Here is a 14,841-nt window from a genome sequence, read left to right on the forward strand (position 1 = left end):
GAACGGCCGCTTTCGCGTGGTTGACTAGTGCCCATACGCGGCGTGGCAGTGACGGGGGTCAAATAGTGGGGGCAGTCAACAGCAATTTCGGCTTTCTGCAGACTGAATGGCCGGATCTGGCACAGCATGCTCGCCGGGCCGAGAAGTTCGCCCGCGTCGACCCGCGCGCCTCCATGTTCTACTCCCGCTACACCGTTGAGCGGCTCGTCGAATGGCTCTACAAGGTAGAGGTGGCGCTGGTCCTCCCGTATAAGGACGACCTCAACGCCCTGCTCAACGAGCCTGCATTCAAAGGCCTGGTGGGCAGCACCATCGGCAGCAAGCTCACCATCATCCGCAAAGCCGGCAACAACGCGGTCCACAACCCGGTCAACCCCACCGCACAAGGCGCGGAAATCGTCCTCCGCGAGCTGCACCACGTCTGCTACTGGCTCGCGCGGAACTACGCGAAGAACGGCACCCAGCTGCCGCCGTCGTTGGCGTTCGACGCCGGCCACCTCGCTCCGGCAAGCACGGCGCCTGCCCAGCAGCAGTCCCCCGAGCAACTGCAGAAACTCGAAGAAGAGCTGCAGGCGAAGAACGACGCCTTTGCCGCGGAGGCCGCCAAGTCGGCAGACCTCGAAGCTCAGCTGGCGCAGCTCCGGGCCGAAATCGCCGCCACCAGGAAACAGAACCAAACGGTCCCGGACCAGCACGACTACGACGAGGCGCTGACCCGGAAACATCTTATTGACTGGGACCTGAACGAAGCCGGCTGGCCGCTCACTAACACGGAAGACCGTGAGTTCAAGGTGGACAGCATGCCCACCAACAGCGGCACCCTGAGCGGCACCGGCTACGTTGACTACGTCCTCTGGGGTGCGGACGGGCTGCCGCTCGCCGTCGTCGAAGCGAAGCTGACCACCAAGGACCCGCACGTGGGCAAGCAGCAGGCGAAGCTGTATGCCGACTGCCTGGAGCGCCGCTACAACCGCCGCCCGGTCATCTACTACACGTCCGGCTACGAGACCTGGATTTGGGACGACACCAAGTACCCGGAGCGGGCGGTCCAAGGATTCCACACCCGGGACCAGCTGCAGCTCCTCATCAACCGCCGGCAGACCCGCAAACCGCTGGCGCAGCAGCCAATTGACGACGCAATCGTGGAGCGGACGTACCAGCACAACGCTATCCGGGCCGTCACCGAAGCCTACGAGAAGGACTACGAACGCAAGGCCCTCGTGGTCATGGCGACGGGCACGGGCAAGACGCGCACCGTCGTCGCGCTCACCAAACTGCTGCAGGAAGCCAACTGGGCCAAGCGCGTCCTGTTCCTGGCGGACCGCGTTGCCCTGGTGAAACAGGCAGCCAACGCGTTCAAAACCCACCTTCCCGGTTCCGGCCCCGTCATCCTGGGCTCCGGCGAGGAGGCAGACAGCCGCATCCACGTGGCCACCTACCCCACCATGATGAACCTCATCAACAAGACAGAGGGCCGGCTGGGCCAGCGGCGGTTCGGGATCGGCCACTACGACCTCATCATCGTGGACGAAGCCCACCGGTCCATCTACCAGAAGTACAAGGCGATCTTCGATTACTTCGACTCGCTTCTGATCGGACTCACCGCCACTCCCCAGTCGGAAGTGGACCGCAATACCTACAGCCTGTTCGGCATCGAGGACAACGTCCCCACGTTCGCCTACGAACTCAACGAGGCCATCGAGGCCGGCTACCTGGTCCCGCCCCGCGTGGTGCCCGTGCCGCTGAAGTTCCCCTACGAAGGCATCGCCTACGACGACCTCCCCGAGCACGAAAAGGAACAATGGGACGAGCTCGACTGGAACGAGGACGGCGAGATCCCCGAATCCGTCGATCCCGCCGTCGTCAATTCCTGGCTCTTCAACACCGACACCGTGGACAAAGCGCTGGAAGTGCTGATGACGCACGGCCACAAGGTGGCGGGCGGCGACCGGCTGGGCAAGACCATCATCTTCGCCAAGAACAACCGGCACGCCGACTACATCGCCGAGCGCTTCGACAAGAACTACCCGCACCTCAAAGGCCACTTTGCCCGCGTGGTGACCTACCAGGTCAACTACGCGCAGACCCTCATCGACGATTTCTCGCGCCGCGACAGCAACCCGCACATCGCCATCTCCGTGGACATGCTGGACACCGGCATCGATGTCCCCGAGGCGGTCAACCTGGTCTTCTTCAAGATGGTCCGGTCCAAGACCAAGTTCTGGCAGATGGTGGGACGCGGCACTCGCCTCTGCCCGGACCTCTTCGGCCCCGGCGAAGACAAGAAGGACTTCTTCATCTTCGACCTCTGCCGCAACGCTGAATACTTCAACGCCGGGATGCCCGGCAATGAAGGATCCCTGGGCAAGTCCCTCGCCGAGAGCACCTTCGCAACGCGCGTCCGCTTGCTGCGTACGACGGCGGATCTCGCCTGGGACGCCTCCTCCCCCTTCGTTGTTGACTTGCGGGAGTCCCTGAAGCACTCCGTGGGCCGGCTGCCGCTGGAAAACTTCCTGGTCAGGCCCGCCCGCAGATGGGTGGACAAGTTTGCCGAACCAGCCGCCTGGGAGTCTCTGGGCACCGAGGACTTTGATGCCCTTGAGGTAGACGTTGCACGGCTCGCCCCCATCGGCGCCCTGCCGGACACGGAGGAGGCCAAGCGCTTTGACTATCTTCTGCTGCAGACTGAACTGGCAGCGCTCCAGGGGAATCCGCTGGGTCCGTTCCGGACGAAAGTACAAGCAGTAGCCGCCGCCCTCCAGGACCAGCCGAACGTTCCCGCCATCGCGGCCCAACTGCCCTTGATAGAGGCAATCCTCGATGACGCTGAGTGGGAGTCCGTTTCAGCGGAATGGCTGGAGGACATCAGGCTCCGCCTCCGCGAACTTGTCCACCTGATCGAGAAACGCAAGCGGAACGTCGTCTACACCAATTTCCTCGACGAACTCGGCGAACTTGAAGAAATTGAGCTTGCCGGAGCATCCAACGGCCACATCGACCTGGCACGATACCGCGAGAAGATCCGCCTCTACCTTGCCGACCACCAGGACCACGCCGCCGTCCAGCGCCTCCGCCGCAACAGACAGCTCACCGCCCTGGACCTTTCGGAATTGGAACGCATCCTGCTGGAAAGCGGCCTCGGTTCACGGGAAGACCTAGACAGGGCCGCAGCTGAAGGGCTCGGACTCTACGTCCGGTCGCTAGTGGGCCTGGACCGGGACGCCGTAGAGGAAGCACTTGCAGAATTCGTTGCCGGAACCACGTTGACAGCCCAGCAGCTCGACTTCCTCCAGGTCCTGACCAACCACCTGGTGGAGAACGGCAAGGTCAATCCCGCTGCCCTCTTCGACTCGCCCTACAACGAGCTAGCACCATCCGGTCCTGACGTGCTGTTCGGTGACGACGGCGTTGTGAGACTATTCGGCATTCTGCGCTCCATTGAGGACAACGCCCGCGTCAGCTGAACAGGCCGGTATTGACACCGCGTGTGACCCCTGCCATATTTAAGGCGTGAACCTGTCAGACAGCCGGACAGCAGGACAGCCTGCACCCCTTCCGCTCGCACGGCTCAGTGCCGCCGAAGCAGTGTTCAACGCCATCCGTCAGGAGATCGAGTCAGGGCGGCTGGAAGTGGGGAGCAAGCTCAGCTCTGAAGCGACCCTCTCCCAGCAGTACGCCGTAAGCCGCTCGGTGATCCGGGAGGCGCTCCGCTCCTGCACCGCCCTGGGCCTCACTGTGACCAAAACGGGCAAGGGAACGTTCGTGGTCGCCAACAAGGTGGCCAACGATCTCACCTTGGGCCAGTACTCGGCCCGGGACCTGACCGAAGCGCGCCCGCACATCGAAGTTCCCGCCGCCGGGCTCGCCGCCGAGCGCCGCAGCGACGAAGAGCTCGAAACGCTCCGCCACATCGTTGCCGCCATGTCTACCGAAACCGATCCCGAGTCCTGGGTAGCACTGGACTCAAGCTTCCACGCCGCCATTGCCCGCGCCAGCCACAACAAGGTCTTCGCCAGCGTGGTGGCCGATATCCGGGACGCCCTGGCCCACCAGTCCGAAACATTGAACATGGTGGCAGACCGGCAGCACGCCTCCGATGTGGAACACCAGGACATCCTGGCCGCTATTGAGGCCGGTTCCGCCGAAAAGGCGCGCGCCGCCATGGCCCGCCACCTGCAGGCAGTGGGCCTTGCCCTCGACTCCATCCTCAGCAACTAACCACCGCAACAACCCACCCAAGGACCCCATGCGCTCCCCTGTGTTTTCCGCTGCCCAAACGGCCGTATCGCTTCCCACGCACGAACCCCTGGTAACGGCCGTTCGCGACGGCCTCGTGGAAAGCGTGCACTACGGCTCGGCGATTGCTGTTGCGGCGGACGGTTCAACGGTGGCGTCTGCAGGCAATCCCCTCGCGCCGTTCTACCCCCGGTCCTCACTGAAGCCGCTCCAGGCCGTAGCCATGGTCCGCGCCGGGCTGGAACTGCCGGCCGATCTCCTTGCCCTGGCCGCCGCAAGCCACTCCGGCGCGGCGCAGCACCGTGAAGGGGCGCTGCGCATCCTCGAGCTGCACGGACTGAGCGTCAGCGCTTTCGAGAACAGCTCGGACCTGCCGTACGGCGTGAACGAGCGCGAAGAATGGCTCCGAAACGGCGGCGGCGCAACCCAACTCACCCAGAACTGCTCCGGCAAGCACGCCGCCATGGCCGCCACCTGCATGATCAACGGCTGGCCGGTCCGGGGCTACCTGGAACCCTCCCACCCGTTGCAGCAGCTGGTTGCCGAAACCGTCACGGGGCTCACGGGCGAGCAACCCTCCGCCCTCAGCACGGACGGCTGCGGCACGCCGCTCTTTGCCCTGACACTCCGCGGCATGGCCCGCGCCTTCGGCCTCATCGCGCGGGCAGCTGCTGATTCCGAAGGGACGAACGACGACGGCGGGCCGGCCGCGCAGTGTGCGGAAGCCGCCGTCGGGCTCGCCATGCAGCGCCACCCTGACATGGTGGCCGGGGAAGGCCGCGACGTCACCGAGCTGATGCGCCTGCTCCCGGGCTCTGTGGCAAAGGACGGCTTTGAAGGTGTGCAGCTGGTGGGCCTGGCCGATGGCAGCGCCGTGGGTGTGAAGATTTCCGACGGCGGTGACCGCGCCCGCATGCCGGCCACCGTGAAACTGCTCGCGAGCACCGGCGTAAACATCGAACCGCTCGAAGGGATCGCAACCGCCCCCGTGGTGGGCGGAGGCCGCCAGGTAGGCCTGCTGCAGGCAACCGACTTCTTGAACCAACCGTCCGCACCCGTCAACGAAGCCCTGTAAGGACACATGACTACCATCGAAACCGCCGGGAACCACACACCTACCGGCGCACTTACCCGGTCTGAGCATGATCTGTTGGGGGACCGGGATGTTCCGGCCGGTGCTTACTGGGGCGTGCACACGCTCCGGGCCGTGGAGAACTTCCCCATCACCGGGCAGAAGCTGTCCTCGAACATGCACCTGGTCCGCGGCCTGGCGGCGGTCAAGCTCGCCGCGGCCCGCACCAACCGTGAACTCGGGCTGCTGGACGCTGAACGCGCCGACGCGATCGGGCAGGCCTGCCAGGACATCCTGGCCGGCAAACTCGCCGACCAGTTCGTGGTGGACGTCATCCAGGGCGGCGCCGGGACCTCCTCGAACATGAACGCCAACGAGGTCATCGCCAACCGCGCCCTGGAAATCCTGGGCCACCCCAAGGGCGACTACACCCGGCTGCACCCCAACGACCACGTCAACCTCTCCCAGTCCACCAACGACGTCTACCCCACCGCGGTAAAACTGGGCACCATCTTCGCCGCCCGCGAACTCCTCGACGCCCTGGCCGAACTCGAAGAAGCCTGCGCCGCCAAAGCCCTCGAATTCCGCACCGTCGTCAAAATGGGCCGCACCCAGCTCCAGGACGCCGTGCCCATGACCCTGGGCCAGGAATTCGGCACCTACGCCATCACCATCGGCGAAGACCGGCTCCGCCTCGCCGAAGCCGAACTGCTGATCCACGAAATCAACCTCGGCGCCACCGCCATCGGCACCGGCCTGAACGCCCCCGCCGGCTACGCCGAAACCGCCTGCCGGCACCTGGCCCAGATCACCGGCCTGCCCCTGGTCACCGCCGTCGACCTGATCGAAGCAACCCAGGACGTCGGCGCCTTCGTCCACCTCTCCGGCGTCCTCAAACGCGTGGCCGTGAAACTGTCCAAAATCTGCAACGACCTCCGCCTGCTCTCCTCCGGCCCCCGCGCCGGGTTCGGCGAGATCAACCTCCCGGCTGTCCAGTCCGGCTCCTCCATCATGCCCGGCAAGATCAACCCGGTGATCCCGGAAGTCGTCTCCCAGGTCGCCCACGAAGTGATCGGCAACGACGTCACCATCACCATGGCCGCCGAAGCCGGGCAGCTACAGCTCAACGCCTTCGAACCCATCATCGTCCACAGCCTCCACAAGAGCATCTCCCACCTGGAAGCCGCCTGCCGCACCCTTACGGCCCGCTGCATCCGCGGCATCACCGCCAACACCGAACACCTCCGCCGCACGGTGGAGCAGTCCATCGGCCTGGTCACCGCCCTGAACCCCCACCTCGGCTACGCCACCGCCACCGCCATCGCCCAGGAAGCACTCGCCACCGGCAAAGGCGTCGCCGAACTCGTCCTCGAACACGGACTCCTCACCCACACCCAACTCCAGGAACTCCTCAGCCCCGAACGCCTCGCGAACCTCAGCAAGTAAGGACATCCCCATGACGAACTCCCCCATACTCGACCACCTCATAGACGGCGGGCATGCGCATGCCTCCGAGACTGCCCTGCATGCCGAGGACAAGGGCTACCACAAGAATTTGAAGCCCCGGCAGATCCAGATGATCGCGATCGGCGGTGCGATCGGCACCGGCCTGTTCCTCGGTGCCGGCGGCCGCCTCAACGCGGCCGGCCCGTCCCTGGTCATCGCCTACGCGGTCTGCGGGTTCTTCGCGTTCCTGATCCTGCGCGCCCTGGGCGAACTGGTCCTGCACCGGCCCTCCTCGGGCTCGTTCGTCTCCTACGCCCGCGAATTCTTCGGCGAAAAAGCCGCGTTCGTCTCCGGCTGGTTCTACTGGATCAACTGGGCCACCACCACCATCGTGGACATCACCGCCGCCGCCCTCTACATGCACTTCTTCGGTAACTACATCCCCTGGATGGCCAACGTCCCGCAGTGGGCCTGGGCCCTGACCGCCCTCCTGGTCGTCCTGGCCCTGAACCTCGTCTCCGTGAAAGTCTTCGGCGAAATGGAATTCTGGTTCGCCCTGATCAAAGTCGCCGCCCTGGTCATCTTCCTGCTCGTAGGCACCTACTTCGTCATCTTCGGCACCCCCGTCGACGGCCAACAAGTCGGCCTCAGCCTCCTGAGTGATAACGGCGGGATCTTCCCCAACGGCCTGCTGCCCATGATCATCCTCATGCAAGGCGTCCTGTTCGCCTACGCCTCCATCGAACTCGTCGGCACCGCCGCCGGCGAAACCGAAAACCCCGAAAAAATCATGCCCAAAGCCATCAACTCCGTAGTCTTCCGCATCGCCGTGTTCTACGTCGGCTCCGTCATCCTCCTGGCCCTGCTGCTGCCCTACACCTCCTACGAAAAAGGCGTCAGCCCCTTCGTAACGTTCTTCGGCTCCATCGGCATCCAAGGCGTGGACGTCATCATGAACCTCGTCGTCCTCACCGCCGCCCTGTCCTCCCTCAACGCCGGGCTCTACTCCACCGGCCGGATCCTGCGCTCCATGTCCGTCAACGGCTCCGCCCCCAAATTCGCCTCCCGGATGAACAAAGCCGGCGTCCCCTACGGCGGCATCGCCATCACCGCCGGCGTCTCCCTCCTGGGCGTCCCACTGAACTACCTCGTCCCCGCCCAAGCCTTCGAAATCGTCCTGAACATCGCCTCCGTCGGCATCATCATGACCTGGGCCACCATCGTCCTGTGCCAAATCCAACTCAAACGCTGGGCCGACAAAGGCTGGCTCGAACGCCCCTCCTTCCGCATGTTCGGCGCCCCCTACACCGGCTACCTCTCCCTGCTCTTCCTCGCCGGCGTCCTCATCATGGTCTTCATCGACTCACCCCTGACCATGCTCGTCACCGCCATCGCCTGCGCCCTCATGGTCTTCGGCTGGTACGCCTGCCGCAAACGCATCCGCGAAATCGCCGAAACCCGCGAAGGCCACACCGGCCTCTCCCCCGTCATCGCCAACCCACCCGCCGAGACCTTTAAGAAGTAGTCCCGCCCGCGGACGATGGCGGCACCCCAGGTTCTTGAGTCAAGAGCCCGGGGTGCCGCCGTCGTTATGTGCTGTTCAGTCAGCGGTCAGCGTGCCGGTTTCTCGACCATCGCCGAACCGCCGCCGCGCCTTACGGGTTCGGCTACCGCGGTTACGGATTGGCCGTCATGGCTGAACTCGATGGCCGTGGCGGCGCCGATTTCCGCCGCGGATGTTCCGGGCTTGCCGGCCGCGGTGAACGTATGCCCGTACTTGGCCGACAGGACCTGCCCGGACGGCGAGTCGATGAAGGCCTGTTCGGCGGTCACACTGGCGGTGTTGCGCTGTGATGCGCGCGGGGCGGCGAGCGCGTCCTCGATGCTCATGCCGAGGTCGATCCGGTTGACCAGCGTCTGCAGCACGGTAGTGATGATCGTGGAGCCGCCGGGTGAACCGAGGGCCAGGAACGGATCGCCGTCCTTGAGCACGATGGTGGGCGACATCGACGAACGGGGCCGCTTGCCGGGCTGGATCCTGTTCGGGTCGGTTTCGCTGTAGACGGTCGAGAAGTCCGTGAGCTCATTGTTGAGGATGAATCCCCGGCCGGGAACCACAATCCCCGATCCACCGGTCTGCTCGATGGTGAGCGTGTACTCCACCACGTTGCCCCACTTATCGGAGACGGTGAGGTTGGTGGTGTTGATGTTCTCGGTGTCCTTTTCATCTGCGAGCGCAGCCGGCGCAACGTCGCAGGTGCCGTCGTAGTCCGCCACGTCCCCGGCTGCCACAGGCTTCGTTGCCGCCTTCAGCGGGTCGATCTCACAGGCCCGTTCCTTGCCAAAGACCTCGTCCAGGAGTTCCTCCGTGGGAACATCCACGAAGGCCGGATCGCCCACATACTTGCCCCGGTCAGCGAAGGCGAGCGCGCTGGCTTCGAGGTAGTGGTGCAGGACCGCGGACTGGTTCCCGGCATTGCCGTTGCCTTTCACCAGGTCCGCCAGGTCGAACGGCTCCAGGATATTCAGTGCCTCACCAACGGTTGTTCCGCCGCTGCTGGAGGGGGCCATACCGTAGACGTCATACCCGCGGTAGTTCACATGGGTGGGGTCCTGTTCCAAAACGCGGTAGTCTGCCAGGTCTTTCGCGGTCATGAACCCCTTGGGAACAGGCAAGGCGGTAGTCGCAGTCTTCGGCGGTTCTTGTACTGTGGCCGCAATCTCCTTTGCGAGCGGGCCGTTATAGAAGGCGTCGACGCCCTCCTCAGCCAGCAGGCGGTACGTCTTTGCGAGGTCGGGGTTCTTCAACACAGACCCCACAGCGGGTGCAGCGCCGCCGGGAAGATAGAGCTCGCTGGTTGAGGGAAAGGCTTCAAAACGTACTTTGTTTTCCTCGGTTTGAAGCATAAAGGTGGAATCAACTTCGAACCCGTCCTCGGCCACCTCAATGGCCGGCTCCAGCGCCTCTTCCAGGCTGAGGTTTCCCCAGCGCTTCAGTGCACGTTCCCAAGTAGCCGGAGTGCCCGGAACGCCGACGGAAACCCCGCTGGTCACCAGTTCGGGCGTGAAGTTGTAGGGCTTTCCGGTGGCGGGATCAATAAAGGCGTCCTGAGGCATCTCCGCCGGCGCCGTCTCGCGGCCGTCGATGGTGCTGACCTCACCGGAATCTGCGTCGTAGTACACAAAGTAGCCGCCGCCGCCGATGCCGGCGGAGTAGGGCTCGGTGACTCCAAGGGTGGCTGCTGCGGCGACAGCGGCGTCGACGGCGTTGCCGCCCTTGCGAAGGACTTCGATGGCGGCAGCTGATGCGTCCTGATCCACGGTGCTGACAGCTCCGCCATAGCCCTCGGCGGTGGGGGTCTTTTCGGTGCTGTCCGCGTGCCGTGGATGGGCAAAGGCCGGACTTGCTATGGCACCGGTGGTCACGCTCATCGCCAGCGCGGCTGTTACTGCGGCTGCCCGGCGTCCCAGAATTGGCATGATGGCTCCTGAACGGGTTTTGAGTGATGCCAGTCACGCTACTCCTCGGACGGGGGACCCTCAACGGAATTCCCTACCCAACGGGCCCCCTCAAAACGTCATGCAACCGGGCGGCAACGTCCCTTCGGGGGGTGGATCGCATATGCTTCCTGTGCAGCCCATCACCGCGGCGCGCACCACGTGCGTTCAACGACGAACAGACCGGGAGACGGCATGACTAACTGGCGGATCAGGGACTTCCACTCATCAGACCTCGACGGGATCCTGCACCTCTGGGAGACCCTCAAGTCCCACAACGTCGAACCGGTCTACGCCCTTTCCGAAGTCCTCGCATCCTGCGAAAAGGACCATGCCGTAGTAGCGGTGCAGGGCGACCAGGTAGTGGGAGCTGCAGTGGGCCGCGCCGCGCACGACCAGGGCTGGATCGTCTTCCTCGCCACCCTGCCTGAGTACCGCGGCCGCGGCATCGGCACCTCGCTGCTGGCCGCCGTCGAAAACCGGATGGCCCCGCACGGGCTCAACAAACTGTCTGCGCTGATGCCCGAATCCGAAACCCGGGTGGAAGCATTCCTGGGCCGCGGCTTCGCACTCAAGAAAAACCTGCGCTACTTCGAGCGGACCATCCCCGTCCAGCGCCAGGAACTCGGCGCACTCGGCCAGCTCGGCGGCCGGGTCCTGGCCCGCGACCTCTGGGAAAACGTTGCCGGCATGCGCAAGGAAAAGGAACTGCTCGAACGCCGGCTGGTCCTGCCCTTGGCAGAGGCGGACCTCGCCGATGAATTCGGCGTGGTACCGCCGCGCGCCGTGGTCCTCTTCGGCCCGCCCGGCACCGGGAAAACCACCTTCGCCAAAGCCATCGCCTCCCGCCTGGAATGGCCCTTCGTTGAAGTCTTCCCCTCCCGGCTCGCCGCGGACCCGCAGGGCCTCGCCGGTGCACTGCGCGAGACCTTCCTGGAGATCGCCGAGCTGGAGCACGCCGTGGTGTTCATCGACGAGGTGGAAGAGATCGCCTCCCAGCGCTCCGGCGAACCGCCGTCGCCGCTGCAGGGCGTCACCAATGAACTGCTCAAGATCATCCCCGCCTTCCGTGAACAGCCCGGCCGCCTGCTGGTGTGCGCCACCAACTTCATCCGGGCCCTGGACACTGCCTTCCTGCGCCACGGCCGGTTCGACTACGTCATCCCCATCGGGCTGCCGGACCGGCAGGCCCGTGAAGCGATGTGGCAGCGCTTCATCCCGGCGCCCGTGGTGGACGCCGTGGACGTGGAACTGCTTGTGGAACGCACCGAGGGCTTCTCCCCCGCCGACATCGAGTACGCCGCGCGGAGCGCTTCCCAGCGCGCGCTGGAGAAGGCAGTGTACGACGACGGCGGGCTGGCTTCCGGCGGGACTGTTTCGGTCCGGGAGGCGGTGCGGAAGGGGCCCTCCACCCAGGACTACCTCGACGCCATCGCCGAAACCCGGACCACCGTCAGCGCCGAAGTGCACCAGGACTTCCTGGAGGACATCGACGCGCTGGGCCGCGTGTAGCTTTTACTTATGTCCTCAAACCCCCTCCGCCATGCCATGGCGCGCATGGGCGGCCGCGACCCGCATGAAAAACACCGGGCTGCCACACCGCTTGAGCTTTTTTTCGACCTGACGTTTGTGATCGCGTTTGGCGTGGCCGGCAGCCAGTTTGCCCATGAAATTGCCGAAGCGCACTTCATTCCGGGCCTGCTGGGGTTCTCCTTCGCTATGTTCGCCGTGATCTGGGCCTGGATCAACTTCACATGGTTCGCCAGCGCCTATGACACTGATGACTGGATTTTCCGCGTGGTCACCATGATCCAGATCGTGGGAGTCCTGATCCTTGCCATGGGCATTGAGCCGATGTTCCACTCACTGGTGGAGGGCAAGCACGTGGACAACGTGGTGATAGTGGGCGGCTACGTGATCATGCGGCTGGCGCTGGTGGCCCAATGGCTGCGGGCAGCCAGGCAGGATCCGGCCGGACGCGACACGTGTCTGCGCTACGCCAAGTACCTGGTGGTGGTCCAGCTCGGCTGGATCGCGGTGCTTTTCATCGAGGCCGACGTTCCCACCACTCTGTTCATGATCGTCCCCTTGATCGTGCTGGAGATGGCCACCCCTTACGCCGCCGAGCGCAAGGCCCGCACCCCCTGGCACGCGCACCACATCGCCGAGCGGTACGGGCTGCTGGCCATCATTGCCCTGGGCGAATGCCTCATCGGTGCCATCGAGACGCTCCGCGCCATCGTGGCGGCCCACGGCTGGAGCGTGGATGCCGCGTTGGTGGGCTTCGGCGGAACAGCCCTGGCCTTCGGCATGTGGTGGATCTACTTTCTGCTGCCGGCAGGCCGGGCGCTCCACCTGCGCCGGCACAGGTCATTCCTGTTCGGCTACGGCCATATACCGATCTTCGCCGCAATCGCCGCCACCGGGGCGGGCCTGCATGTAGCGGCCTACTACATCGACCACGAGGCGCACATCAGCGCAGCAGCGGCGGTGGCCGCCATTGCCGTTCCGGTGGCACTGTTCAAGGCCTCGCTCACGTGGCTTTACAGCGCCATGCTTGGTCCGGACCGGACCGTTATCTCCGTCGCGGTGGGGTTGCTGGCAGCGCTGGCCGTTTCAGTGGGCCTGGCCGCGGCGGGCGTCTCCGTCCCGGTGTGCCTGCTGGTGATCGTGCTGGCGCTTGCCGCTTCCGTTGTTATTGATGAGCGCCGCGGCTCGGAGCGGCTCCATCACGCCCTGGAAAAACTGGAGGCGGAAACTACCGCTCCCCAGCGGTCCTAGCGCCAGGTTCGGGGGTACCAGCGGCGTCCGTTCCCTCGTAGGAGAGGTTCTCGTAGTCGGTGGTGTCTTCCTCATCCAGCCGGTCGTCCAGCTCTTCCAGCAACCAGGGATTAACCCGGGCGAGGATTTTTCGAACCTCTTCCACCTCGACTGCGGCGTAAAGCACGGGCCGGGCATCGCGGTACTTGGTGACCGGAGGCTTGTCCGGCCACTTCTCCGCCAACGCCTGGGCGCGCTCCGGCAGCGAGTTGTGGGCGTTGTCTGCGATCTTGACCAGGGCGGCGTCATGGTGCTCCGCGATCTCGCGGATTCCGGACTGGTAGTCGTCGGGGTTCTCGTGCAGCCGGTTGGTGACGCGTTCGATAATTTCCACGGCCCGCTCGGACACACCCATGTCCAGCAGTGCCTGCCGTGTTATCGGTGTGTCCTCGGCGATGTCGTGCAGGTACCCGGCAATCCGGATGTCGTCGTCGAAATCGGCAAGGGCGTCGCCGACGGCGAGGACGTGGTCCTTGTACGGCCGCTTGAGCTTGTCCTTTTGCCGGTTGTGGGCCACCTCGGCCAGGACCTTGGCAGTCTCAACGGTGAACCTGGGCGCAGGACTCTGGTCCGGCATTTGCTCTTCTGACATGTCCCAAGCCTAGGCTGGCCGGACGTCTACTGCTTGCCATACTTCTTGTGCACGGCCTGTTTGCTGATACCGAGGCACAGCGCAATGGCCTCCCAGGACAGTCCAGCCTGCCGCGCGCCGCGGACGAGGGCCGATTCAGTGCGGCTCACTTCCTTCTGCAATTCCGCCACGGCATGCAATGCCTCCGCAGGCCCCATGCCGTCCATTGATCCCACCAGCGTTTTCATCCGCTCCACCTCCATGCCGTCAACATTAGTTGACAGGACGGGACGGCGTCAATGAAAGTTGACGTTCCATACCCACGGCTCCCGTGGCAGGGCGGCCGGGTCGAAGGCATCCAGCGCGCGCTCCAGTTCTCCGGCCGGGAGCCCAAGCGATTCCAGCAGCCCGTCCCGGACGGCATGGGCAGGCACGCCTTCGGCCGCCAGGTCGGCCAGCGTCACCGCGCCGTCGCGCTTTGCCAGCCGGACGCCGTCGGAATTCACCACCAGGGGGACGTGCGCATATTCCGGAACAGGAATATGCAGAAGCGAGGCGAGGTATGCCTGCCGCGGCGTGGACGGGAGGAGGTCATCACCGCGGACCACCTGGTCGATGCCCTGCTCGGCATCATCAACGACCACGGCCAGGTTGTAGGCAGTCACCCCGTCGTTCCGGCGGAGCACAAAATCATCCACCATGCCCGTATATTTTCCATGGAGCACGTCCTGGACCCTGAACTCTGAAACATCGGCCCGGAGCCGCACGGCCGCGGGCCGGGTGGAGCGTTTGAACTCCAGCTCTGCCGGGTCAAGGTTGCGGCAGGTGCCCGGATAAGCGCCCTGCGGCGCGTGCGGGGCCGACGGTGCCTCCTGGATTTCCCGGCGGGTGCAGAAGCATTCGTAGGTGAGGCCCGCAGCCTCAAGGCGGGAAATCGCCGCCGAATACAGGCGTCCCCGGGCGGTCTGGCGCACCACTTCGCCGTCCCACGTCACGCCGACAGCCGCCAGGTCCCGCAGCTGCTCCGCTTCCGCTCCGGAGCGCGCCCGGTCCAGGTCTTCCACCCGGAGCAGGAACTTCCGGCCCGTGGAGCGGGCGAACAACCAGGCCAAGATGGCGGTTCGAAGATTTCCCACATGCAATTCACCGGAGGGGCTGGGAGCAAAACGGCCGGCGGAGGTCATGGATCAAGCCTATG

General features: G+C 64.9%; 11 protein-coding genes. 7 read left to right on the plus strand and 4 right to left on the minus strand.

Translation table 11 applies throughout. From position 1 onward, the window contains the following. Positions 1-65 precede the first annotated feature (65 nt). From AC3A4Z_RS21335 to AC3A4Z_RS21355, 5 genes are read left to right on the plus strand one after another with little or no spacing between them, the layout of a single operon-like run. Positions 66-3,464 (plus strand): DEAD/DEAH box helicase family protein, encoded by a 3,399-nt coding sequence (locus AC3A4Z_RS21335; RefSeq protein ID WP_498714161.1) that lies wholly within the window; start codon positions 66-68, stop codon positions 3,462-3,464. 46 nt (positions 3,465-3,510) lie between these two features. After that, entirely contained in the window at positions 3,511-4,218 is a 708-nt protein-coding gene (locus AC3A4Z_RS21340) for a FadR/GntR family transcriptional regulator (RefSeq protein WP_498714165.1), read from the plus strand. Between the two features lie 28 nt (positions 4,219-4,246). Further along, on the plus strand, positions 4,247-5,311 hold the full coding sequence (locus AC3A4Z_RS21345; protein ID WP_498714168.1) for an asparaginase: 1,065 nt from the start codon (positions 4,247-4,249) through the stop codon (positions 5,309-5,311). A 6-nt stretch (positions 5,312-5,317) separates the two neighbouring features. After that, complete coding sequence (locus tag AC3A4Z_RS21350; protein ID WP_498714170.1) at positions 5,318-6,754, plus strand: aspartate ammonia-lyase; 1,437 nt, start codon at positions 5,318-5,320, stop codon at positions 6,752-6,754. 10 nt (positions 6,755-6,764) lie between these two features. Beyond that, positions 6,765-8,279: an amino acid permease gene (locus AC3A4Z_RS21355; protein ID WP_498714172.1), complete on the plus strand. Its 1,515-nt coding sequence runs from the start codon at positions 6,765-6,767 to the stop codon at positions 8,277-8,279. 86 nt (positions 8,280-8,365) lie between these two features. Here the strand turns inward: AC3A4Z_RS21355 and ggt are convergent, their stop codons facing one another. Then, positions 8,366-10,234, minus strand: coding sequence for a gamma-glutamyltransferase (gene ggt, locus AC3A4Z_RS21360; protein ID WP_498714173.1), 1,869 nt, complete (start codon positions 10,232-10,234; stop codon positions 8,366-8,368). A gap of 213 nt (positions 10,235-10,447) precedes the next feature. On the opposite strand from ggt, the gene AC3A4Z_RS21365 reads away from it, so the two are divergent. Next, positions 10,448-11,764, plus strand: coding sequence for an ATP-binding protein (locus AC3A4Z_RS21365; protein ID WP_050057264.1), 1,317 nt, complete (start codon positions 10,448-10,450; stop codon positions 11,762-11,764). Between the two features lie 9 nt (positions 11,765-11,773). Next, on the plus strand, positions 11,774-13,033 hold the full coding sequence (locus AC3A4Z_RS21370; RefSeq protein WP_498714175.1) for a low temperature requirement protein A: 1,260 nt from the start codon (positions 11,774-11,776) through the stop codon (positions 13,031-13,033). Here AC3A4Z_RS21370 and AC3A4Z_RS21375 read toward each other — a convergent pair. From AC3A4Z_RS21375 to gluQRS, 3 genes are read right to left on the minus strand one after another with little or no spacing between them, the layout of a single operon-like run. Next, positions 13,011-13,664, minus strand: coding sequence for an HD domain-containing protein (locus AC3A4Z_RS21375; RefSeq protein ID WP_493971463.1), 654 nt, complete (start codon positions 13,662-13,664; stop codon positions 13,011-13,013). The two genes, AC3A4Z_RS21370 and AC3A4Z_RS21375, sit on opposite strands and share 23 nt — an antisense overlap. A 26-nt stretch (positions 13,665-13,690) precedes the next feature. Beyond that, positions 13,691-13,906, minus strand: coding sequence for an AsnC family protein (locus AC3A4Z_RS21380; protein ID WP_498714178.1), 216 nt, complete (start codon positions 13,904-13,906; stop codon positions 13,691-13,693). A gap of 33 nt (positions 13,907-13,939) precedes the next feature. After that, positions 13,940-14,827, minus strand: coding sequence for a tRNA glutamyl-Q(34) synthetase GluQRS (gene gluQRS / locus AC3A4Z_RS21385; RefSeq protein ID WP_498714180.1), 888 nt, complete (start codon positions 14,825-14,827; stop codon positions 13,940-13,942). Positions 14,828-14,841: the final 14 nt, after the last annotated feature.

It is taken from the genome of Arthrobacter sp. Soil_C_49, from assembly GCF_057656635.1.